Below are 23,076 nucleotides of genomic sequence, written 5' to 3'. Positions count from 1 at the left end.
TCACGCAAGCTTCACTCTTAGCATGGCTGCTTCAGCCACTCTTTCATGGTCACGAAGATGCCCCAGACGCAGTGTTCCCGCTTCCGTTCCATCGCCCTGGCCGCCGGTCTGCTGGCCGCCGGCCTGCCGCTCGCCGCCTCGGCCCAGGGGCTCGATGCCCAGGGCCTGGCCGCCCTGGATGCCGCCATCCAGCCGCTGGCGCCCAAGATGGTGGATTGGCGCCGCGACATCCACCAGCACCCCGAGCTGTCGGGCCAGGAGGAGCGCACGGCAAAACTCGTGGCAGATCACCTGCGCCGCCTGGGCATGGAGGTGCAGACCGGCGTGGGCGGCACGGGCGTGGTCGGCGTGCTGCGCGGCGGACTGCCGGGCAAGACCGTGGCGCTGCGTGCCGACATGGATGCGCTGCCGGTGGCCGAGAAGACCGGCCTGCCCTTTGCCTCCAAGGCCAAGGCCCAGTACATGGGCAAGGAGGTTTCGGTCATGCATGCCTGCGGGCACGATGCCCATGTGGCCATGCTCATGGGCGCGGCCGAGGCGCTGGCCGGCATGCGCGCGAAGCTGCCGGGCACGGTGAAGTTCATCTTCCAGCCCGCCGAGGAAGGCGCCCCGGTGGAGGCCGATGCCCACGGCCATGTGCCCAGCTTCGGCGCCAAGGCCATGGTGGAGGCCGGCGTGCTCAAGGACGTGCAGGCCATCTACGGCCTGCACATCACGGCCAACCTGCCCTCGGGCATGGTGGGCTACCGCAGCGGGCCGCTGATGGCGGGCTCGGACAGCCTGAGCATCCAGGTCGAGGGCCGGGGCGGCCATGGCTCGTCGCCGTGGAATGCGGTCGATCCCATCGTCGCGGCCAGCCAGGTGGTGCTGGGCCTGCAGACCGTGGTCAGCCGCCAGCTCAACATCAGCCTGGAGCCGGCCGTGCTGACGATCGGCTCCATCCAGGGCGGCACGCGCTACAACATCATTCCGGACAACGTGGAGATGCAGGGCACGCTGCGCACCTTCGACGAGGACATGCGCCAGGAGGCGCACAAGCGCATCGCGGCCACGGCCGAGCAGATCGCTGCCTCCAGCGGTGCCAAGGCCAAGGTGCGCTTCGGTCCCGTGGCCTATCCGGTGACCACCAACCCCGCCGCGCTGACCGAGGCCTCGCTGCCCGCGCTCAAGCTGGCCATGGGCGGCAAGGCCATGGTGATTCCCAAGGTCAGCGGCTCCGAGGATTTCTCGGAGTTCCAGAAGGTGGTGCCGGGCTTCTTCTACTTCCTGGGCGCGCCGCCGGCAGGCCAGGATTTCAGCAAGGCACCGTCCAACCACTCGCCGCTGTTCGACATCGACGAGAAGCAGTTGCCCACGGGCGCGCGCTCACTGGCCGCGCTGGCCGTGGACTACCTGCAACGCAACCCTTGATCAGTGCGCTGCCGTTGCCCGCCACCACCGGGCGATGGCCAGGCGAAAGGGCAGCAGCAGCGCCACGCCCAGCACCAGCTTGACGCCCAGGTCGCCCAGGGCCCAGGTCACCCAGGGCTCGGCGGCGCCCGCGAAGGCGATGCTCCAGAACAGGAAGGTGTCCAGGCAGGCGGCCAGCAGCGTGGCCACCAGCGGGGCACGCCACCAGCGGCCCGCGCGCAGGCGGTGAAAGACCCCGATGTCCAGCCACTGCGAGGCGATGAAGGCCGCGCCCGAGGCCAGCGCGATGCGCGGCGGCGCCAGCACCAGCGAGGCCGCCACGGCCACGGCAAAGCCCACCCAGGCCACGCGCCGGGCCTGCTGCGGGCCGAAGCTGCGGTTGACCAGCTCGCTCACCAGGAAGGCAAACGGATAGGTGATGGCACCCCAGGTCAGCCAGTCGTTGATGGCGTACTGCACCAGGATGTTGGACGACAGCACCACCACGCCCATGGCCGCGATGGCGGCCAGCAGCTGGGTGCGCGACGGGGTGGTGAAGCGGCTGGTCATGCCGCGCCGCCTGAGCTTCTTGCTCCGGACGAGGGCAGGGGCAGCCCGAGGATGGCGCAGGCCACGGCCTCGCCCACCTTGACGCCGTCCACGCCGGCCGACAGGATGCCGCCCGCGTAGCTGGCGCCCTCGCCGGCCGGGTACAGGCCGCGCGTGTTCAGGCTGTGGAAGTCGGCGCCGCGGCCGATCTTCACGGGCGAGGAGGTGCGTGTTTCCACGCCGGTGAGCACAGCATCGCGCATGTCGTAGCCGCGCAGCTTCCTGCCGAAGGCCGGCAGGGCCTCGCGCATGGCCTCGATGGCATAGGCGGGCAGGGCGTGGTGCAGGTTGGTCAGCGTGATGCCGGGCTTGTAGGAGGGCTCGACCTCGCCGAGTTCGGCGGATTCCCTGCCCTCGATGAAGTCTCCCACCAGCTGGCCCGGCGCGTTGTAGTTGCGCCCGCCCAGCAGATACGCCTTGGTCTCCAGCTGGCGCTGCAGCACGATGCCAGACAGGGGGTGCAGCTCGCCGTCCTTGAGGTCTTCCACGCCGTGGGTCTTGCCGTCGAAGGCCCAGGCGAAGCTCTTGGCATCGCGCGGGTAGTCGGCGGGGTCGATGGCGCAGACCATGCCCGCGTTGGCGTTGCGCTCGGCGCGCGAGTACTGGCTCATGCCGTTCGTCACCACGCGCTCGGGCTCGCTGGTGGCCGCGACCACGGTGCCGCCCGGGCACATGCAGAAGCTGTAGACCGCGCGGCCGTTGCTGGCGTGGTGCACCAGCTTGTAGTCGGCCGCGCCCAGCAGCGGATGGCCGGCATGCCGGCCCCAGCGTGCGCGGTCGATGACGCTTTGCGGGTGCTCGATGCGAAAGCCTACGGAGAACGGCTTGGCCTCCATGTGCACGCCGCGCTCGTAGAGCATGGCGAAGGTGTCGCGCGAGCTGTGGCCCAGGGCCATCACGGCATGGTCGGTCTCCAGCCACTGGCGCTCGCCGCTGTCCTGGTCCAGCACCTCCAGGGCGGTGAGGCGGCGGTCCTCGCCTTCGCCTTCGATGCGCATGTCGCACACGCGCTGGCCGAAGCGGATCTCGCCGCCCAGGCGGATGATTTCCTCGCGCATGCCCTCGACCACCTTCACCAGCTTGAAGGTGCCGATGTGCGGATGCGCGGCATAGAGGATCTCGGGCGGTGCGCCATGGGTGACGAACTCCTGCATGACCTTGCGGCCCAGGTGGCGCGGGTCCTTGATCTGGCTGTAGAGCTTGCCGTCGGAGAAGGTGCCGGCGCCGCCTTCGCCGAACTGCACGTTGGACTCGGGCTGCAGCTCGCGCTTGCGCCACAGGCCCCAGGTGTCCTGCGTGCGCTCGCGCACCTGGCGGCCGCGCTCGATCACGATGGGCCGGAAACCCATCTGCGCCAGCACCAGGGCCGCGAAGATGCCGCAGGGCCCGAAGCCCACGACCACGGGCCGGCGCTGCAGGCCGGCAGGTGCCTGGCCCACGGGATGCCAGCGCATGTCGGGCGTGGGGTTCACATGGGCGTGGCCGGCGAACTGTTCCAGCAGCGCGGCTTCCCGGCCTTCGTCGGCCAGCGTCAGATCGACGATGTAGACGGCCAGCAGCTCGGACTTGCGCGCATCGAAGCTGCGCTTGTGCACATGCACCGAGGCGATGGCCTCCTCGGCAATGCCCAGCTGGCGTGCGGCCAGCGCCCGCAGCGGCTCCAGGGGCAGGTATTCGGTGTGGTTCTCGGGGTGGTATTGCACCGCCGAGAGGGGAAGCTTCAATTCGGAGACACGGATCATGGCTTGTAACTATCAAGCAGAGGGTCGGCGATGGTAAGGCAAAGCGGGCGTTCGCATCGGCGGCGGCAGGCACATCCCAGTGCCGAGCCGGGTTTCAAGGTGGCGATGATTTCGCGGGCATACGCTTGGTACGGAATTTGCGTGAATGCCCCGTCGCCCGGAGGCCGGACCGTCGGTCCGCATCGGCGGCTGCATCTGCGCGAAGTGGTGGTGGAACGGATGTAAGCTCGCGACAAGCCTGCGGGCGGGTGCTGCCCCAGGTGAACAAGATCAACGCATTCCACGCACCACAAGGAGACATTTCATGAAGCAACCCCCTTCCAGGCAACGCCTGCCCGCATGGCAGTGGATCGGCCTTGCGGCCGCCACGCCGCTGTTCCTCGCCTCCTGCGGCGGCGGTGGCGGCAACGGCGGATCGGGCCAGGACGACCTGGCCGCCTGCGCCATCACCTCGGGCGATGGCAGCGTGGTCGTGGGCTCGGGTCTGCCCGGCGATCCGGCCGCCCCCGAGCCCTCTTCGGGCTATCGCCTCGGAAAGAAGGCCTTGCACACCTCCAAGTACATGGTGGTCACGGCCAATCCGCTGGCCTCCAAGGCGGGCTGCGAAGTGCTCAAGTCCGGCGGCACGGCCGTGGATGCGGCCGTGGCCGTGCAGATGGTGCTGGGCCTGGTCGAGCCGCAATCGAGCGGCATCGGCGGTGGCGCCTTCATGCTCTACCGCGATGCGGCCACGGGCAAGGTCGTGGCCTATGACGGTCGCGAGACCGCGCCGGCCGCCGCCACCGAGAATTACCTGCGCTATGTGGACGATGCCACCGACCAGACGGCGCCCAAGCCCTCGGCGCGTGCCAGCGGCCGCTCCATCGGTACGCCGGGCGTGGTGCGCATGCTGGAACTCGCGCACAAGGACTACGGCAAGACCGCCTGGCCGCAGCTGTTCAATTCGGGCATCGACCTGGCCAGCAAGGGCTTCCCGATCAGCGGCCGCATGGCGGCCGCGCTGGAAGGCTCCAAGGTGGAACTGGCGCGCGATGCCGACGCCGCCAAGCTGTACTTCGATGCCCAGGGCAAGCCGCTGGCATTGGGCGCCAAGTTCATCAACCAGCCCTATGCCGACACGCTGCGCAGCATCGCCAACGGCGGTGCCGATGCCTTCTACCGCGGCGACCTGGCCCAGGCCATGGTCAGCAAGATCGCCGTGACGCAGACCGTCTCGGACGGAGCACCCATCACGCCCGGCAAGACCACGCTGCAGGATCTGGCCAGCTACGAGGCCAAGCGCCGCGAGGCCGTGTGCACCACCTACCGTGCGCGCTACATGGTGTGCAGCATGCCGCCGCCGTCCTCGGGCGGCATCGCCGTGGCCCAGGCCATGGGCATCCTGGAGAACTTCGACCTGAAGGCCTATGCGCCCACCGCCATCGATGGCGAAGGCGGCAAGCCTTCGGTGATGGGCGTGCACCTGGTCAGCGAAGCCCTGCGCCTGGCCTATGCCGACCGTGACAAGTACGTGGCCGACACCGACTTCGTGCCCCTGCCCGGCGGCTCTCCGGCGCGGATGCTGGACAAGAGCTACCTGCGCCAGCGCGCCGCGCTGATCTCCACGACCAAGAGCATGGGCACGGCCCAGGCAGGCAACTTCGGCACGCCTTCGCAGGGCGTGGTCGATGTCAAGGAGGCCGGCACCACGCACATGAGCATCGTCGATGCCAAGGGCAACGCACTGAGCATGACGACCACGGTGGAGTCCAGCATGGGCTCCTTCCACGTCACGCGCGGCTTCGTGCTCAACAACCAGCTGACCGACTTCGCGGCGATCCCCAGCACCGCCGACGGCCCGGTCGCCAACCGCGTGCAGCCCGGCAAGCGCCCGCGCAGCTCCATGGCGCCTACGCTGGTGTTCGACCTGAAAGCCGACGGCACCCCCGGCGACTTCAGGATGGCCACGGGCTCCCCGGGCGGCGGCACCATCATCCAGTACGTGACCAAGACCCTGGTCGGCGCCCTGGACTGGGGTCTGGATGCCCAGCAGGCCACGTCGCTGGTGGACTTCGGCGCGGCCAACAGCCCGACCACCAACGTGGGCGGCGAGCACCCGAACATCAACACGGCCAATGGCGGCAACGACGATCCGCTGGTCAGCGGGCTGCGGGCCCTGGGCCATGTGGTGTCGATCAGTGCGCAGTCCAGCGGCATCGGCACCATCCTGCGGGTGCAGCGCAATGGGCAGGCTCAGCTGGAAGGTGGGGCTGACCCGCGCCGTGAAGGACTGGTGCTGGGCGATACGGTTCGCTGATTGCGCATTGGCGACCAGGTGAGAGGGCGCTGCTGGCTGAGGCTGGTGGCGCCTTTTTGTTTTTGGGCTTTTTTGACCTTGCAGGCTGGTTGTTTTCTACTCTGTCGCGCCTCTGGCGACAGAGGCCGGGTCTCGCCCCGGCAGGCGACCTACTTTCTTGCCGCGCGGCAAGAAAGTAGGCAAAGAAGCGCGCCCCCACTGCCCACGACCCCTGCGCTGCGCTCCGGGGCGACCTGCGTTGGGCGGGATGCGGGGTGTGCCGCAGAACTCGCTGCGCGCTGGCGCGCTCCGCTCAAACAACTGCGGCAAGCTAGACAACGAAGCAAGCCTGTCCTTCGGCAGGCTTGCCACCCCGCATCCCGCCCAACGCAGGCGTGGTCAGAGGGGGAGGGCTAAGGGACAGCCAACAGCCAACAGCCAACAGCCAACAGCCAACAGCCAGCGGGCCGTCGCTGCGCTCGGCGGTTCAAACCAGGGGCCAAGCGAAGCGATGGCCCGTACCCGCTCCCCGTATGAACGCGCCTGCGGCGTGGTGGTTGCGGGGTTGCAGTCCTGCCGCAGGACAGGACTGCTTCGTCATCTGACCCGCCGTGATTGTCTGAACGCAGCGCGCAGCGCGAAGTGAGTTTCACGGCGAACCCCGCAACCGCCACGACGCAGGTTGCCCCGTAGCGAAGCGCAGGGGTCGCGGGCATTCGGGCGCATTTCTTTGCCTACTTTCTTGCTGCGCGGCAAGAAAGTAGGTCGGCCGCCGGGCCGAAACCCGGCCTCGAAAAACAACCACCCGGCAGGGACAAAAAAGGCAATGAACGGCGACAAGCCCGGCCCTGTAGCTGTCTCCTCAAGGACACGCTCCACCCACCGCGATGCGCACAAAAACACTCCCCACCCCTCGCAAACCCAGCAACCACGCCACCCCCGCTATCGAAGCCCCCAACCCGCAGGCGCACTGCGCGTTTTCCCCAGAAGCCCCAACGCTACGGGCTTGCCCGAGTCCATCGTCGGCATGCATCCCTCTAAATTGGACAGCAGCCAGTTCGGTTGTCGTGAGCCTCAGAGGAAGATGGAAATGCAAAGACGCGTGTTTGGCGCATGGATGTGCGCATCGGCCCTGGCCACCAGTGCATGGGCCCAGGACAGCTACCCCAACCGGCCCATCAGCCTGATCGTGCCCTATGGCGCGGGCGGCGTGACCGATGTGGTGGCGCGTGCACTGGCGCAGGGCATGGGCAGGCAGCTGGGGCAGACCGTGGTGGTGGAGAACAAGCCCGGCGCGGGCGCCTCCATGGGCGTGATGGAGATGCGCACGGCCAGGCCCGACGGCTACCGGCTCACGCTGTCGCCCGTGAGCATCTTCCGCCAGCCGCACATCCAGAAGGTGCAGTACGACCCGGTGCGCGACCTCAGCTACATCGCCACCTACATGACCTATGACTTCGTGCTGGCCGTGCCGCAGGACTCGCCGTTCAAGACCGTGCAGGACCTGGTCGAGTTCGCCAAGAAGAACCCGGGCGCCGTGGACTACGGCACGCCGGGCAAGTTCACGGCCAACCACGTGGTGATGGCGCTGCTGGAGCAGGCCACGGGCGCACGCTTCACGCATGCGCCGTTCAAGGGGGATGCCGAGGCGCTGAACTCGCTGATGGCCGGCCACATCAAGTCCGGCGTGTTCGCCAACACCGTGCTGCCGTACCTGAGCTCGGGCAAGCTGCGTGCGCTGGCATCGGCCTCGGAGGTGCGGCCCGAGGCCTTCGCCAACGTGCCCACGTTCCGTGAAGCCGGCTATGCCTTCGACGTGCCCTCGCCCCTGGGCATCGCCGGCCCGCGCGGCCTGCCGCCCGAGATCGTGCGCAAGCTCGAAGCCGCCATCAAGGCTGCCATGGACGACCCGGCCTTCCGCCAGGTGGTCGGCAACTACGGCGTGCGCACGCAGTTCCGGGGCAGCCAGGACTACACGGCGTTCGCGAAGAAGGCGTTCGAGGACGAAAAGAAGATCGTGCAGGGCATCGGCCTGGAGGATTGATGCCAGCTAGGCCGGCGGCAGTCCCGCCATGGCGCGCAGGTCCACCAGCCGGTCATACTCCCGGGCCGTGAGAAGGCCCAGCTCCACGGCCGCCTCGCGCGGCGTGGTGCCGCGCGCCATGGCCTCTCGCGTGATGCGTGCCACGGCGTCGTAGCCCAGCACCGGGTTGAGGGCGGTGGCCTGCAGCAGTGAATGCGCGACCTGCTGCTCCAGTGCCCCGGCGTTGGCCTGCAGGCCGGCCACCAGCCTTTCCGCGAACACGCGCACGGCGTCGGCCAACACGCGCATGGCGCGCAGCAGGTGGTGGATGAGCACGGGCTTGGCGACGTTGAGCTCGAAGTGGCCGGCCGATCCCGCCAGCGTCACCGTGAGATGGTTGCCCATGGCCTGGTAGGCGGCCTGGACCACGACCTCGGCCACGGTCGGGTTGCGCTTGCCCGGCATGATGGAAGAGCTCAGGCCATCGTCGGGAAACACCAGTTCCCCCAGGCCGCAGCGCGGGCCTGAGCCCAGCAGGCGGATGTCATTGGCCATCTTGGCCAGCGAACCGGCCACCACGTTGAGAGCGCCCGAGACCTCGATGAGCGCATCGTGCGCTGCCATGCCCTCGAACTTGCAGGGATTGGGTGTGACCGCCAGGCCCGTGAGCGCCTGTACTTCCTCGCAGAAGACCCGGTCGAATCCGGCCGGCGCGTTGAGCCCCGTGCCGGCCGCCGTGCCGCCCTGGGCCAGGCTCCACAGCCGGGGCTGGGTGGCCTGCAGGCGGTCCATGCCATGGCCGACCTGGTAGGCGAAGGCCTCGAAGCTCTGGCCCAGCGTCATGGGCACGGCATCCATCAGATGGGTGCGCGCCACCTTGAGCACGCCGGCAAAGGCCTGAGCACGCTCCTGCAGCCGCTGGCGCAGCAGGGCCAGCGCGGGCAGCAGCTGATCGCGCAGCTCCAGCGCCGTGGCCAGGTGCATCACCGTGGGAAAGCTGTCGTTGGACGACTGCGAGGCATTCGCATGGTCGTTGGGATGGACCGGGCTGCGCGTGCCCGGGGGCTGGCCCAGCATCTGGTTGGCGCGGTTGGCGAGGACCTCGTTGGCGTTCATGTTGGTCTGCGTGCCCGAGCCCGTCTGCCAGATGGTCAGCGGGAAGTGCGCGTCCAGCAGGCCGTCGCGCAGTTCGGTGGCAGCCGCCTCGATGGCGGCGCCGCGCTGGTCGTCGAGCACGCCCAGGCGCCGGTTGGCGCGCGCGGCGGCCAGCTTCTGGATGCCGAAGGCGTGGTACAGGCCGGCGGGAAAGCGCTCCTCGCCGATGGCGAACAGCTCCCGCGCACGCTGGGTCTGCGCGCCCCACAGCCGGTCGGCCGGGATCAGCACCGGCCCGAAGGCGTCGTGTTCGGTGCGTGTGTGCTCTGCCATGGCGTCAGTCCAGCGAGATCTTGGCGTCGGCCGCCACCTTGCGCCAGCGTTCGACCTCGGCGGCCGTGTGGCGCGCCAGGGCCTCGGGCGCGTACTGCTCGGCGGGCAGCAGGCGGATGCCCTGGGCGGCCATCCTGTCGGTCCAGGCCTTGTCGGCCAGGGCCTTGGTATAGGCCTGGTAGACCTTCTGCACCACGTCGCGCGGCGTGCCCCTGGGTGCATAGATGCCGTACCAGGTGGCGGCCTCGAAGCCGGGCAGCAGCTTCTGGCCCAGGGCCGCCGCGCCGGGGAACTGGGGCATGGGCTGGTCCGAGGTCAGGGCGATGGCGCGGATGCGCTCGCCCGCCAGCTGGGGCAGGGCGGTGTTGGTCTGGTCGAACATGGCATCGACCTGGCCCGAGATCACGTCGGTCATGGCCGGCGCCGCGCCCTTGTAGGCCACCTGGGTGATTTCCATCTGGGCGCGGCTGGCGAACAGGGCGGCCACCAGGTGCGAGGTCGAGCCCACGCCCGCGTTGCCGAAGTTGATGCGGCCCGGGTTCTTGCGGCCGAAGGCCACCAGTTCCTCGGCCGTCTTGTAGGGCGAGCCCTTGCCCACCAGCAGCACCAGGGGCGTGTCGGGGAAGCGGAACACCGCCTCGAAGTCCTTGACCGGGTCATAGGCCAGCTTCTTGTACAGCGACGGCGCCGCGCCCATGTAGCCCATGTGGCCGACCAGGAAGCTGTAGCCGTCGGGAGCCGCGCGCGCCGCCTTGGCCGCGCCGATGGTGCCGCCCGCGCCGGGCACGTTCTCGATGATGATCTGCTGGCCCAGCTGGGTGCTGGTGCGCTGGGCGATGTCGCGCGCCATGGCGTCCGTGGGGCCGCCGGCGGCAAAGGGCACGATCCAGGTCAGGGGCTTGGCGGGGTAGTTGCCCTGGGCCTGTGCCTGGGTGGTCGCGGCGAGGGCGAGGACGGTGGTCGCCAGGGCCAGGGCCCGGCGGGTCAGGGGGATGCGCATGTCTTGTCTCCTGTGATGGGTTGTTCTGTCGGGATGTCAGTGGCCGTGGGTGCGCGCGGCGCGGGACAGCGCCAGGGCGCGGTCCACCATCTGCGGGGCCTCGCCCAGGTAGTTGCGCGGGTCGGTCAGGCGCAGCAGGGCGGCGCGGTCGAAGTGGGCCGTGACCTCGGGCAGGCGTGCCAGGGCATCGGCCAGGGTGCCGCCTTCGGCGTTGACGCTGCGGCAGGCGGCGTAGACGATGTCGTGCGCCTGCTGGCGGCCGGTGTGCGGGGCCAGGCCCATCATCACGGCCTCGGCCACGATCAGGCCCTCGGTCATGTCCAGGTTGCGCGCCATGCGCTCGGGGTTGACGATGAGGCCGCCCAGCATGAAGCGCGCCTGGTGCAGGGCGCCGGCCGTGAGCACGAAGCTCTCGGGCAGGGCCACCCATTCGGCATGCCAGGGGCCGGTGGCGCGTTCCAGGTCCTGGACCATGGCGTCCAGCATCAGGCCCGCGTGCTGGCGCACGGCCTTGGAGGCGGCCAGCATCAGCTCGCTGGAGATGGCGTTGCGCTTTTGCGGCATGGTGCTGCTGGCGCCGCGCCCGGTGACGAAGGGCTCGAAGACCTCGCCGAACTCGGTGGCCGACAGCAGCATCACGTCGTAGGCGATCTTGCCCAGCGATCCCGTGACCAGGGCCAGGAAGTTCACGGCCTCGGCCAGGCTGTCGCGCGCCACATGCCAGGTGGTGGCGGGCACGCCCAGGCCCAGTTCCTCCATCAGCAGGGCCTGCACCTCCAGGCCGCGCCCGCCCAGGGAGGCCAGCGTGCCGGCCGCGCCCGCGAACTGCCCGACCAGCACGCGCGGGCGAAGCTCCTTCAGTCGCTCGGCATGGCGGTCGAACATGGCCAGCCAGATGGCAGCCTTGTAGCCGAAGGTGATGGGCAGGGCATGCTGCAGATGGGTGCGGCCGGCCATGGGCGTGTCGCGGTGGCGCTCGGCCAGGTCGGCCAGGAGGGTGCGCAGCGCGGCGATGTCGGCATCGACCAGGTCCAGCGCATCGCGCACCTGCAGCACGGTGGCCGTGTCCATGATGTCCTGGGTGGTGGCGCCCCAGTGGATGTAGCGGCCGGCCTCGCCGCATTGCTTCACCAGCTGGTGCACCAGCGGCAGTATGGGGTAGCCGACAATGTCGGTTTCCTTGCGCAGCAGCTCGAAGTCCAGATCCTGGAGGCTGCAGCGCTGCGCGATCTCGTGCGCCGCCTCGGCCGGTATCACGCCGCAGCGGCCCTGGGCGCGTGCCAGCGCGACCTCGACGTCGATGTAGCGCGACACCAGCGCGCTGTCGGCGAAGATGGCGCGCATGGCAGGCGTGCCGAAGGCGTCGCGGAACAGCAACGAATCGATGGCGGTGCTGGAGGTGAAGGACGGAATGGTCATGGAACAGGTTTGCGATTAAGTTCGGACATATCGTTATTTTTATTTATGTACGTACATTACGAGAATCAGGGTTTGCCTGGGGTGGAGGCCTGTGCCCATGGCTGAGACACGCTATGCCCAGGTGGCGCGCGACCTGTCCGAGCGCATCGCCTCGGGCGAATACGCCGTGGGCGGCCTGCTGCCCACCGAGCTGGAGCTGTGCGACCGCTACGGTGTGAGCCGCCACACGGTGCGCGCGGCGATTGCCGAGCTGCAGCAGTCGGGGCTGGTGTCGCGGCGCAAGAAGGTGGGTACGCGCGTGGAGGCGGCCCAGCCCCATGCGCATTACCGCCAAGCGCTGACCTCGCTGGAGGATCTGGTGCAGTTCGGCGCCACGCACGTGCGCGAGGTGCGCCGCATCGAGGAAGTGGTGCTGGACCAGGACCTGGCCGCCGAGCTGGACTGCCCGGCCGGCAGCCGCTGGCTGGCCATCTGCAGCCTGCGCCGCGATGGCGCGGCGCCGCACCTGCCGATTGCCTGGACCGTGGTCTATGTGGATGCGCAGCGCTTCGACACCCAGGAGCTGGCCGCGCATGTGCGCGCCGCGCCCGAAGTGCTGGTCAGCAGCCTGCTGGAGCAGCAGTACGGCCTGCGCATCGCCCGTGTGCGGCAGGCCGTGTCGGGGGCGCTGATTCCCGGGGCGCTGGCCGACGAGCTGCAGGCCCCGGCAGGCTCAGCGGCGCTGAAGATCGTGCGCCGCTACCTGGATACCGATGGGGAGCTGATGGACCTGAGCGTGACGCTGCACCCGGCCGGCCGCTATACCTTGCATACGCAGCTGGACCGGGATTTGACGAGTGTCTAGTGTGTTGTCCCATAAATTCCTGCACATGAAAAAAGCGTCTTCGCGTCCAGCGCGGCGTTGCAAGTCCTCGCGATAGCTACAGCTATCACTGCGGTTTGCGCCTTGCGCTGAACACGGATCCATCGATTTCATTTTTGTGCATTATTTACGGGACACCACACTTGCTGGCCACGGTGCGGCTATGCGGTCAGCTTGCCCTTGCGGACCGCTTCGCGCAGCACATGGTTGACGCGGGATTGCCAGCCTGCACCCGTGGCCTTGATGGCCTCCAGCACATCGGCATCCACGCGCATGGTCATGGACAGCTTGGGTTGCTCCAGCGTGGGCCGACCGCGCCGGCGCAGAGGTTGCAAGCTGGCAGCCAGTTCAGCGGTCAACTCCATCGCGTCCGGATCCGCCTTAATGCCCCGGTTGATCTGCGCGTCTTCTTCGGCAGTGGGGAGGATGATCCCGGTCTTACTGTGTTTCACGAGCTTTTTCATAGTGCTGAATCTCCCTGCTGTTCGCCTTGCGCAAGCCGATGATGCGCATCGTGTTCCCACGCTGAACGAACACCACTGAGTACAAGCGCGATGCCATCAGCGTGTAGCCCACTTCGCGCACTTCACCGTAGTCGCGGCGCGTGTCAGCCACACAAAGAACATCGGTCCAATCGATGTCCGCAGCCAAGGCTAGCGAGACGCCGTGCTTGTCGATGTTGGCAAGGTCCTTGGCCGGATCGAATTCGATGTCCACGAAAATTATTGTACGTACGTTAATTATCTCGTCAAGAAATTTTGTACTTACATTAATTGTCCCGTACAGAACAGGGTGGTGCGATCCGGGGCCGTAGCCGCGCACCCATCCGATGGGTGCGCGTGGCCAGCGTCTAGCCGGCCAGGTTGATGGCTTCAGAGCCCTGCTCGGCGAGGAAGCCGCCGCTCTGGTGCGCCCAGAGCTTGGCGTAGATGCCGCCCAGCTCCAGCAGTTGCTGGTGCGTTCCCTGCTCGACGATGTGGCCCTGGTCCATGACGATCAGGCGGTCCATGGCGGCGATGGTGGACAGGCGGTGGGCGATGGCGATCACGGTCTTGCCGTGCATGAGGCTGTCCAGGCTTTGCTGGATGGCGGCCTCGACCTCGCTGTCCAGCGCGCTGGTGGCCTCGTCCAGCAGCAGGATGGGCGCGTCCTTGAGCATGACGCGCGCAATCGCCACGCGCTGGCGCTGGCCGCCCGAGAGCTTGACGCCGCGCTCGCCGACCTGGGCGTCGTAGCCGCTGCGGCCCTTGAGGTCGGTCAGCGTCTCGATGAAGTCGGCCGCCTCGGCCTTCAGTGCCGCCGCGCGCATTTCCTCCTCGCTCGCGTCGGGGCGGCCGTAGAGGATGTTGTCGCGCATGGAGCGGTGCAGCAGCGAGGTGTCTTGCGTGACCATGCCCACGGCGCCGCGCAGGCTGTCCTGCGTCACCGTGCGGATGTCCTGGCCATCGATGGTGATGCGCCCGCCCTGGGCCTCGTGGAAGCGCAGCAGCAGGTTGACCAGGGTGGACTTGCCCGCGCCCGAGCGGCCGATCAGGCCGATGCGCTCGCCGGGGCGGATGTGCAGGTTCAGGTGGTCTATGACCTGCTTGCCGCCGTCCTTGTAGGCAAAGCTCAGGTCCTCGAAGGCGATGGCGCCCTGCGTCACCTTCAGCGGCCTGGCGTCCGGCGCATCCACGATGGTGCGCGGCTTGGTCAGCGTGAGGATGCCGTCCTGGATGGTGCCCACGTTCTCGAACAGGCCCGTCATCTGCCACATCACCCAGTGCGAGTAGCCCATCAGGCGCAGCGCCATGGCGATCACGGCGGCCACCACGCCCGCGCTGGCCTGGCCGGCCGACCAAAGGTACAGCGCCGTGCCCGTGGAGCCCAGCAGCAGCAGGGTGATCATCAGGTGGTTGGCGATCTCGAACTGGCTGACCAGGCGCATCTGCGCATAGCCCGTGGCCTTGAAGGCTTCCATGGCATTGCGCGCATACTCGGCCTCGCGGCGCGTGTGGGCGAACAGCTTGACGGTGGCGATGTTGGTGTACGCGTCGGTGACGCGGCCCGTCATCATGGAGCGCGCGTCGGCCTGCTCCTTGCCGATCTTGCCCAGGCGGGGCACGAAGTAGAAGCAGGCCGCGATGTAGGCGGCCAGCCACAGCGCGAACGGGATCATCAGCCGCCACTCGAAGCTGGCGGCCAGGATCAGGATGCCGATCATGTAGACGCTGACGCCCACCAGCACGTCGACCACCATGAAGATCACTTCGCGTACGGACAGCGCGGTCTGCATGATCTTGGTGGTGATGCGGCCCGCGAACTCATCGGCGTAGAAGGACATGCTCTGGCCCAGCATCAGCCGGTGGAACACCCAGCGCAGCCGCATCGGGAAATTGATGGCCAGCACCTGATGCATCACCGCCGTGTGAAAGCCCAGCAGCAGCACGCTGGACAGCAGGATGCCCGCGATGCCCCAGACCGTGCCGCGCTGCTCCTGCCAGAAGCCGGCGGGCGAGACGGCGGACAGCCAGTCCACCACATGGCCCATGATGGCGAACAGCGCCGCCTCATACACCGACAGCAGGGCCGAGGTCAGGGTCAGCAGCAAGATCCAGCCGCGCATGCCCTGCGTGCAGGCCCAGATGAAGGCGAAGAAACCCTTGGGTGGAACCTCGGGCTCGATGCTGGGATAGGGGGGAACGCGTTTTTCGAAGAAACCGAACAAGATTTTTGTACTCCTTGCGCTGGCCATCGTAGGCCAGAGTCGGGTTTGCCCCATGCCCGAAGAGCATGACCTTCTGGCGCAACATGGTTTGTAAGAAATCTCCACACAAACGCCTTACGCCCGACACGAATCCGGGGGGCTGGCGGACATCGCCCGTGCCAGATGCCAGGCGCAGCAGAACGGATTGTCCGAATCCGAAGCCGCCCAGCCAGACTCCAGGGCGCGACTCAGCATGCAGATTCTGGAAACAATGCACCGCCCGCACGGTGACAGGGATCAGGTCATGCAGGCCTTCGAAGGGCTGCTCGGCCCTGGGGTACAGGGCGCTGGTGCGCTGGGGGTGGCTTGCCACGGGCGCGTCGTTGTCAGGCTGCTGGGGCCACCATTGCTCCATGACCGCGCTGCCCCAGTGGCTGTAGCGCAGCTGCCATTGGATCTCGCCGGTGGCGGCGGTCAGCTCTTCGGGGGCGCTGTTGAGGTCGGTGTGGAATTACTGGCTGGTCTTTGTGACGATGCGTGGCTTGCTGAGAACTTTGCGGTGGATATCGTATTGATATTAGTAATATATAAACCGAGCGCCACGTTGAAATTACGCGAATATGAGTCTACTCTGTCAGTTGTAGGCGCATCAATTGAATTATTACATAAATAGAACTACATATTTTACGAGTGTGTAAAATATATGATGCATGTTTGAATTAAATATTCCTATCTGCATCTATTTTTTAAGAAAAGCCTATTTTCAATATTTTTTCTTGGAATTTTTATAATTTCATCATCATTTGATATGATTTCGTGATAAGAATATTTTATAGAGAAAAAATCAAAAGCACTACCCTCTATAATTAAGTTTTTTACTGAATCACTGTCGTATTCATTGATATTGCTAACGGATATTCCTGGGGATTCAAGCAAACCTTCTGATGAGGGAAGATTGGATTTGCAATGAAATTCTCTCAGATCGTTGAATTTAATTATATTAACATTTTTTAGTGGAATTATTTCTTTGTTAAAATTAATCCATTCACTGATAATGACTAATTGAAGATATTTTCTCCATTGAGAAAAATCAATATCAATTATTGTGGATTCAAAAAATAATATTTCCAATTCTGTTTTCATTTTCTTCTTGCTGGTATATGTTTTCCACCCATGATGGGACTTTCGCCTTGAACAACGCGACCAGAGCGATCCAGCCGTGCGCCGCCTTGGGTTTGAATTTCCCAATGGGGCTTCTGCCCAGGTACCAAGGCTTTTCCTGATCCGTCAAACTTAACCTCTGTGCCAGATTTAGGGTGCAAAAATCTAACTCTCCCAGTTTTTGTTCTCTCAATTATTCTAAATCCAAGTGCTTCGAGCTTCTTTCTACCACTATTGAAGCTTTCTCTCGCTAGGTTCAGTTTTTCTAGACCAGCTTTTTTTAGATTTTCAAAGCCAGCTATCTTGCATTTCTGCCACCCCCAAGGATCAATCCAATCCAGCGCATTGGGCGCATATTGGTATAGATTCATCCCTCCCGCCAGCCCGATAGGGTCCTGGCACAGGAAGCGCCCCGTGTCCGCGTCGTAGTACCGGAAGGTGTTGTAGTGCAGCCCCGTGTCCCTGTCCAGGTATTGGCCCTGGTAGCGCAGGTTCTGCTGGTGGGGGGGCAGGCCTTCGAAGGGCTGCTCGGCCCTGGGGTACAGGGCGCTGGTGCGCTGGGGGTGGCTTGGGGCGGGTTCTGGTGGCTTTCCCTCCTGCCACCATTGCTCCATGACCGCGCTGCCCCAGTGGCTGTAGCGCAGCTGCCATTGGATCATGAAGATCCCCGCTGAAGCATTCGCATTAGCGGCCTGACCTGTGCAGGTTCTACTGGGTCAATACAGCGGCGACTTGTGCTTATACAGGTAATGCAATTTTATATTTAACTAATTCTCATAATTGAATTTGCATTTCTTATTAATTTTAATAAAATTAATTTGGATCATTGTAAATGTGGTTAATTTGAGAATGAATAGTCAAATGATTTTTCTTTTCCAGGATAGCTCCAGTATCTTTTGTATAAATCAAATCTATCTATAGCCCATTTTAATCCGTGATTTGTGCCATCATTTGGTTTCTTTTTTGCTTTATTCATATTTGTCAACGTTACATGAATTTCTTTCTCAGAAATCCATCCTAGATCTTGCATATAGTCATCAACAACATACACTGAACTCCAGAAATTTGTTGGGAAATGAAATGCATCATTTAATTGATTTATGAATCCGTTCTGAGTCAAGCATTTGGCTATATCGATATTTACATCAAGTCTACTCATTCGCAATACCTCTTGAATTTTCTATAATGTTGTCCTGTGTAATAGACGCTTCCATCGCTTCCAATAACAACTCTTCTTTTCCCTCGATCCTTCCCCGCCTTTCGTCTTTCCTCGTCCGTAGGTGGGCGATCATAGTCATACTCTCTATATTCTATTTTTCTGCCATTTTTATCGTGCCTCGGTAATCTCTGCGCCCCTTCTGAGCCATCATTCTTAAATATTTGAGCATTGCCTTTATTTTTTTTCGAACGCTCGATTACCTCTTCGATACCGCGTTTCTTGCTGCGACCAAATTTACCTCGTCGCGGTGCCCACCCCCAAGGATCAATCCAATCCAACGCATTGGGCGCATATTGGTATAGATTCATCCCCCCCGCCAGCCCGATAGGGTCCTGGCACAGGAAGCGCCCCGTGTCCGCGTCGTAGTACCGGAAGGTGTTGTAGTGCAGCCCCGTGTCCCTGTCCAGGTATTGACCCTGGTAGCGCAGGTTCTGCTGGTGGGGGTGCAGGCCTTCGAAGGGCTGCTCGGCCCTGGGGTACAGGGCGCTGGTGCGCTGAGGGTGGCTTGCCGCAGGCGTGTCGTTGTCAGGCTGCTGGGGCCACCATTGCTCCATGACCGCGCTGCCCCAGTGGCTGTAGCGCAGCTGCCATTGGATCTCGCCGGTGGCGGCGGTCAGCTCTTCGGGGGCGCCGTTGAGGTCGGTGTGGAAGTACGCAATGGCCTGGGCCGTGATGGCCTGCTCGTCCAGCCTGTGTTCTATCCGCGCCAGGGCCTCGTAGCTGTCTTCATCGGTGTAGAGATAGGTGTGCGTCAGTGCGGTGGCGCTGTGCCGGGGCTCCCAGCTTTTTTCAGGCCTGGGCGCGTTCTGCGGCCATTCCTGCTGCAGCAGCCGCATGCCGCTCCAGGTGAACCAGCTGGTGGCCACGCTTTGCTGGCGCAGGTGGCCTTGCAGGCCCTGCGCGGGATGGGGCATGGGGTATTGGGCGCTGCTGCGGGTTTGTACCGCGATGCGCCGGCCCAGCACGTCGTAGTGGTAGCGCGTGATGCTGGCCTGGCCCTTGCGTTCGCTGATGGTGCAGGTGATCTGGTTTTCCGCGTTCCAGAAGATGCGCAGGTCTTGCCGCTTGCCGCTGACCTTGCGGGTGACGCGGCCCAGGCTGTCGTAGTGGTAGCGGATGTCCTGCCAGACCATTACACGGTTTTTCTGCACCAGGCCGTTGCTGTTGCCGGGCGTGAGGCGGGTGTGCAGGACTCTCAGGTTTTGCGCCTGCGCGGGCGGGGCACCGGCTGGCGCCGGAGGGGCCAGGGGGTTGGCGGGCAGGCGCATGGCCGCGTCGTTGGCGGCCCGGCCGGCGCTGCCCGCAGGTCCTGCATGCGCCGCGGGCAGCGCGTTGCTGGCCGCATCCCAGTGGTAGGCCTGGGTGAGGGCCGCGCGGGCCTGCGCGGGGATGCGCCTGCCTTCGGGCTGGGGGTGGTCGGGTGGCTGGTTGCTGCTGGCGATCAGGCGCCCCAGGGGGTCGTACTGGTAGTGCTGCTCGCCTTGCACGCGGTCGTGCCGTGCGCTGACCATGCCGGCGCGGTCGTACTGCCAGGCTTTGGTGAAGCCGTGGTGGCTGGCACGGCTGGCGCCGCCGGCCATGGCGTTGGCGATGGTCCTGGGCAGTTGCCCGTTGAGCACTTTCTTGTGGGTGATGCGGCCCATGCTGTCGCGTTGCAGCACCTGGTTGAGCAGGCCCTGGCTGCGATGGGTTTCCTGGTGCAGGGCATCGCGCTGCAGGTCGGTGACCACCACGCCGTCCAGATTGATCTGGTGCAGGTGGCCCGAGCCGTAGTGCAGCCACTGGATGCTCTGGCCACCGGGCAGCTCGGTGGCGGTGGTGTGGCCCAGCGCGTCGTGCTGGTGGCGCAGCGCGCGGATGCGCGGCGGCTCCAGGACCTGCACGTGGGCGAAGGCCGGGTGCAGGGTGGGCGAGGGGCGGTCGTTGCCCAGCCGGGTGCCCGCATGCGCCACGGCGGGCATGAGCAGGGCGTGGATGGTTTGCTGCTCGCCCACCAGGTCGCCGGCGGGTGACCAGGTCAGTTGCAGCTCGTCGAGCAGCGGTGGCCCGCCTTCGGCGGCTTGCGCGGCGGACCAGCCGTGGCGTGCCTGCGCATGGCGGGTGATGGCGATGATGCGTCCCAGCGCGTCGTAGCGGTACTGGGTACGGGTGTCGGTCGTGGTCTTGGAGATGAGCCGGCCCAGCAGGTCGCGCTCCAGCATGGTGGTGCTGGCCAGGCCATCGGCGTGGACGGCTTCGTCCTTCTGGACGATCCGGACGGGCAGGCCCATGGCATCGAGCTCGTAGCGCTTGGTGAGATCGTCCACGCCGATTTCTCCCACCAGCTCCCCGGCCGCGTTGCGGAGGAAGCGCGTGGCCTGGCCCAGGCCGTCTTCGAGGGTTTCCAGATCGCCCGCGCGGTTGTAGTGCAGGCGGATGGTGCCGCCAGCGGCGTCGGTCAAGGTGCTGAGCTGCCCGCTGGCCGTCCAGTCCGTGCGGGTGATGCGTACCGGCTGGGGTGCCTGTCCCGGCTCCAGCGCCTCGAGGTCCGTGGCGTCGGACGGCCCCGCGGCAGGGCTGATGGCGCGTGCGAGCAGGCCCGCCGTGTTGTATTGCCAGCGCTGCCATTGGCCATCCGGGGTGATCAGGCGCACGATGCGGTGCAGGGCATCGTATTCGCTGCGGGTGGTCTGTCCGTCGGCGTCGGTGCGTGTCAGCAGGCGGCCTTCCGAGTCATGTTCGAAGCGGGTGCGCCGGCCGGAGCAATCGGTGTGCTGCACCAGCAGGCCCAGTCCGTTCCAGACCCAATGGCTTGTGCCGCCGCGCTCGTCCACGATCCGGGTGACCAGGCCTTGTTCATCCACGGTGCAGGTCTGTTCACCGCCCGGGTGCGAGAGCCTGATCAGGTTGCCCTGGGCGTCGTATTCGGATGTGGTGCGCCGGCCCAGGGCATCGATTTCCTCGACCGGCAGCTCCAGCGCGGCATCCCACGCCAGGCGGGTCTGGGCGCCCAGCGGATCGGTCTGCGCGATGGGGTTGCCCTGGCTGTCGTATTCGATGGTCCAGATGCCGCCGTTGGGCTGCCGCACTTTTTCGAGCAGCCCCTGCTCGTTCCATTGCAGTTGCCAGCGGCGGTCCATGGCATCCACGTGGCCGAGCAGCAGGTAGCTTTGCGCCTGCCAGGTCCAGTGCTGGCGATGGCCGCTCTGGTCGGTGGCCTGGGTATGGCCTTGCCCGTCGTCGCCGGGCAGGCGGTACTCCAGTCGCAGCGATTCGCCGGTATTGGTGCTGTGCCGCACGACGCGCGGATGCTGCTCCGGGGCGAACAGTGCCCACTCGTAGGAGCTTTGCAGTCCGGTGGACACCGTGTGCGAGGCCATCAGCCCCGTGCCCGGGCCCTGGTCGTGCCAGCTGAAGCGCCGTGTGGTCTGGCCCAGCCGGTTGATGACTTCGACGAGCCTGCCACGTTCGTCATACCGGTAGCGCACCAGTTCAGCGGAGTCGATCAGTTGCTGGCAGCGGATCGATTCCACCCGGCGGCCGTGTTCGGCGCAGTAGTGCAGGTCGTAGATGCGCTTGGCGCTGTCCGCGACATGCAGCAGCCGGCCGGTTTCGCCGTTGGGGAACTCTTCGTAGCCCAGGGCGATGGCATTGCGGTTGCGGTCCTGGATGGAGCGCGGGCGAAGCACGCAGGGGCGGCCTTGGCGCACCTGCGGCAGCCTGGCGAAGTCGTAGAAAAGCCCGTCGGGATGGCGCGCGGCCCAGCCTCCGTCGGGCATGCGTATGAGGGTCCAGCCGTGGTTGACGATCAGCAGCGAATGGCCCGGCTGCAGGTGCCCGAAATCCAGCTTCAGGCCGTCTTCGTTGACCAGGTAGTGTTGCGGCTGGGCGGCGGCGTCCGTGCAGGTGTCGTCGTAGGCGGCCAGCTGCAGCTCGATCTCGAAGGGGGTGCTCCATCCTGGGCCGAACAGGGTTTCGGTACGCAGGTCGCGGCTGCTGTAGCAGCGCTGCCATGCCACCGGCAAGATGGCGGCCAGCGAGAAGTCCAGGTCGTCCTCGCCGCGCAGGTACTTGTGCCCCATGGCGGCATGGATGGGGCGCCGGCCCGATGCGCCCGGCACGCCTCCGCCTGCAAAGGTGGCGATCAGGTCGCAGATGGAGGTGAGCTTGAGCTTTCTCACATCCTTGATGGTCTTGACCAGGGCGACCGCATAGTTGATGTACTTCAGCCAGGCCGGGATTTCCGGCTTGATGGTGCGCAGGGTCTTGGTGGGGCCGCCAATCAGCACATTGGGGGAGCCCTCATGTGTCTTGGCATCGCAGGTGCTGCACTCTGTCTTGCGGTGGGCGGGCCAGTTGTTGACCAGCACGTTCTCGCTGCCTTGCGCCACGCATTCCGGCGGGCTGTGCCGGTCGCACTTGACGCCGTCTCCAGGCAGTGCGTCCGGCAAGGCCCGGGCCAGGTTCCTGGAGTTGACGAAGACGTTGGGCGAGCCGCCTGCGATCTTTCCCTCCACCACGGGCGGGAATTTGTCGTCTATCCAGCTGTGCGCCTTTTCATCCACCGCCTCCGCCGCCTCGTCTATCACATAGTTGGCGGCCAATGCGCCCGCGATCAGGACCGCCCCCGCGATCCACCCAATGGGCCCCAGGCAGGCCAGAAACACGGCGCCTTTGATGGCGGCGGTCAGGAGAACCCCACCGGCCAATCCGGCAACCACATTGGTGACAAGACTGGAGCCCGCCTTCAGCAGCATTCCAGCCAGGCTGGAATGCGCAATGGGGTCGTCGACACGCGCGGCCTTTAAAATGCTCATGGAAATTCAAGAGAAATGGATGATCGGTGATCAAAGATCGAATTTGAAGGATTGAACGGTCTTCACCCATTCGGTCTTTTCATCTTCGGACATTTCCTCTTTTGCATTCAGGCTGACAGTGATGAGGTATTTCTTCGCCCAGTGGAATGCGATATGGAACTGCCATGCATGCTCCTTGCCCATCCTGGCATAGGCATCGATCGAGATGGCGGGCCAGTTCTCCCCTGAGATCACCATCGATTTGACTTCGCCCACCTTCATGAGCTTCTCTTTTTTCAGGGCACTCACCTGCTCCCTCACGATGGCATCGAAGTCGGCATCGCCCGGCAGCATTTCCCTGGAAATGATCATGCGCCGCTGGCGGCCCTCCCTGGTGAGGAAGTGGACGATGTTCATGGACTCGTCCCTTTGCAGCTCACCGGGGATCTCGATCAGCGCTTCATTGGTTCTGTAGGCGAAAGGCATCA

Annotated in this window: 17 protein-coding genes and 1 pseudogene; 4 read left to right on the top strand and 14 right to left on the bottom strand. The window is 65.1% G+C overall.

Annotated elements, in window-relative coordinates:
• The first annotated feature begins 45 nt into the window (after nt 1-45).
• Nucleotides 46-1,410, top strand: coding sequence for an amidohydrolase (locus L1Z78_RS23740; RefSeq protein WP_234638791.1), 1,365 nt, complete (start codon nt 46-48; stop codon nt 1,408-1,410).
• On the opposite strand, the gene L1Z78_RS23735 is transcribed toward L1Z78_RS23740, so the two are convergent.
• The gene (locus L1Z78_RS23735; RefSeq protein WP_234638790.1) at nt 1,411-1,959 is read right to left on the bottom strand and encodes a VUT family protein; all 549 of its coding nucleotides are present in this window, start codon (nt 1,957-1,959) and stop codon (nt 1,411-1,413) included.
• Nucleotides 1,956-3,740, bottom strand: a complete 1,785-nt coding sequence (locus L1Z78_RS23730; protein ID WP_234638789.1) for an NAD(P)/FAD-dependent oxidoreductase — start codon at nt 3,738-3,740, stop codon at nt 1,956-1,958. The genes L1Z78_RS23735 and L1Z78_RS23730 overlap by 4 nt, the downstream gene beginning before the upstream one ends.
• 304 nt (nt 3,741-4,044) lie before the next feature.
• Between L1Z78_RS23730 and ggt the strand changes: the two genes are divergently transcribed.
• Together ggt and L1Z78_RS23720 are read left to right on the top strand one after the other, a co-directional pair.
• On the top strand, nt 4,045-6,036 hold the full coding sequence (gene ggt, locus L1Z78_RS23725) for a gamma-glutamyltransferase (RefSeq protein ID WP_234638788.1): 1,992 nt from the start codon (nt 4,045-4,047) through the stop codon (nt 6,034-6,036).
• 1,069 nt (nt 6,037-7,105) lie between these two features.
• Complete coding sequence (locus L1Z78_RS23720; RefSeq protein WP_234638787.1) at nt 7,106-8,059, top strand: tripartite tricarboxylate transporter substrate binding protein; 954 nt, start codon at nt 7,106-7,108, stop codon at nt 8,057-8,059.
• A gap of 6 nt (nt 8,060-8,065) precedes the next feature.
• On the opposite strand, the gene L1Z78_RS23715 is transcribed toward L1Z78_RS23720, so the two are convergent.
• The 3 genes from L1Z78_RS23715 to pcaB are packed head-to-tail and all read right to left on the bottom strand — an operon-like array spanning nt 8,066 to nt 11,885.
• Nucleotides 8,066-9,466, bottom strand: a complete 1,401-nt coding sequence (locus L1Z78_RS23715; protein ID WP_234638786.1) for a class II fumarate hydratase — start codon at nt 9,464-9,466, stop codon at nt 8,066-8,068.
• A gap of 4 nt (nt 9,467-9,470) precedes the next feature.
• Entirely contained in the window at nt 9,471-10,466 is a 996-nt protein-coding gene (locus L1Z78_RS23710; protein WP_234638785.1) for a tripartite tricarboxylate transporter substrate-binding protein, read from the bottom strand.
• Nucleotides 10,467-10,502: 36 nt separating this feature from the next.
• Nucleotides 10,503-11,885 carry a 3-carboxy-cis,cis-muconate cycloisomerase gene (gene pcaB / locus L1Z78_RS23705; RefSeq protein WP_234638784.1) on the bottom strand — a complete coding sequence of 461 codons (1,383 nt, stop codon included), beginning with the start codon at nt 11,883-11,885 and terminating at the stop codon, nt 10,503-10,505.
• A gap of 97 nt (nt 11,886-11,982) precedes the next feature.
• Between pcaB and L1Z78_RS23700 the strand changes: the two genes are divergently transcribed.
• Nucleotides 11,983-12,729 carry a GntR family transcriptional regulator gene (locus tag L1Z78_RS23700; RefSeq protein ID WP_234638783.1) on the top strand — a complete coding sequence of 249 codons (747 nt, stop codon included), beginning with the start codon at nt 11,983-11,985 and terminating at the stop codon, nt 12,727-12,729.
• A 179-nt stretch (nt 12,730-12,908) separates the two neighbouring features.
• Here L1Z78_RS23700 and L1Z78_RS23695 read toward each other — a convergent pair whose 3' ends face one another.
• From L1Z78_RS23695 to L1Z78_RS23655, 9 genes and pseudogenes are all read right to left on the bottom strand, one after another.
• Nucleotides 12,909-13,211 carry a BrnA antitoxin family protein gene (locus tag L1Z78_RS23695; protein ID WP_234638782.1) on the bottom strand — a complete coding sequence of 101 codons (303 nt, stop codon included), beginning with the start codon at nt 13,209-13,211 and terminating at the stop codon, nt 12,909-12,911.
• Nucleotides 13,186-13,464: a BrnT family toxin gene (locus L1Z78_RS23690; protein WP_234638781.1), complete on the bottom strand. Its 279-nt coding sequence runs from the start codon at nt 13,462-13,464 to the stop codon at nt 13,186-13,188. The genes L1Z78_RS23695 and L1Z78_RS23690 overlap by 26 nt, the downstream gene beginning before the upstream one ends.
• Before the next feature lie 133 nt (nt 13,465-13,597).
• Nucleotides 13,598-15,412 (bottom strand): ABC transporter ATP-binding protein, encoded by a 1,815-nt coding sequence (locus L1Z78_RS23685; protein WP_418921716.1) that lies wholly within the window; start codon nt 15,410-15,412, stop codon nt 13,598-13,600.
• A complete protein-coding gene (locus tag L1Z78_RS28200) occupies nt 15,297-15,911 on the bottom strand; it encodes a hypothetical protein (RefSeq protein WP_418921715.1) in 615 nt (204 codons plus the stop codon). The genes L1Z78_RS23685 and L1Z78_RS28200 overlap by 116 nt, the downstream gene beginning before the upstream one ends.
• A gap of 251 nt (nt 15,912-16,162) precedes the next feature.
• Nucleotides 16,163-16,576 carry a hypothetical protein gene (locus tag L1Z78_RS23675; protein ID WP_234638778.1) on the bottom strand — a complete coding sequence of 138 codons (414 nt, stop codon included), beginning with the start codon at nt 16,574-16,576 and terminating at the stop codon, nt 16,163-16,165.
• 332 nt (nt 16,577-16,908) lie between these two features.
• Nucleotides 16,909-17,094 (bottom strand): annotated as a pseudogene (locus tag L1Z78_RS28195) (RHS repeat-associated core domain-containing protein); the annotation flags it as partial.
• Between the two features lie 338 nt (nt 17,095-17,432).
• On the bottom strand, nt 17,433-17,753 hold the full coding sequence (locus L1Z78_RS23665) for a barstar family protein (protein WP_234638776.1): 321 nt from the start codon (nt 17,751-17,753) through the stop codon (nt 17,433-17,435).
• On the bottom strand, nt 17,750-22,609 hold the full coding sequence (locus L1Z78_RS23660) for an RHS repeat-associated core domain-containing protein (RefSeq protein WP_234638775.1): 4,860 nt from the start codon (nt 22,607-22,609) through the stop codon (nt 17,750-17,752). The genes L1Z78_RS23665 and L1Z78_RS23660 overlap by 4 nt, the downstream gene beginning before the upstream one ends.
• A 30-nt stretch (nt 22,610-22,639) precedes the next feature.
• On the bottom strand, nt 22,640-23,074 hold the full coding sequence (locus L1Z78_RS23655) for a DcrB-related protein (protein ID WP_234638774.1): 435 nt from the start codon (nt 23,072-23,074) through the stop codon (nt 22,640-22,642).
• Between the last annotated feature and the right edge of the window lie 2 nt (nt 23,075-23,076).

Source organism: Delftia tsuruhatensis, assembly GCF_903815225.1.
GTDB lineage: Bacteria > Pseudomonadota > Gammaproteobacteria > Burkholderiales > Burkholderiaceae_C > Comamonas > Comamonas tsuruhatensis_A.
Note: the sequence above shows the minus strand (reverse complement) of the source record. Positions and strands in the feature narration are given on the sequence as shown.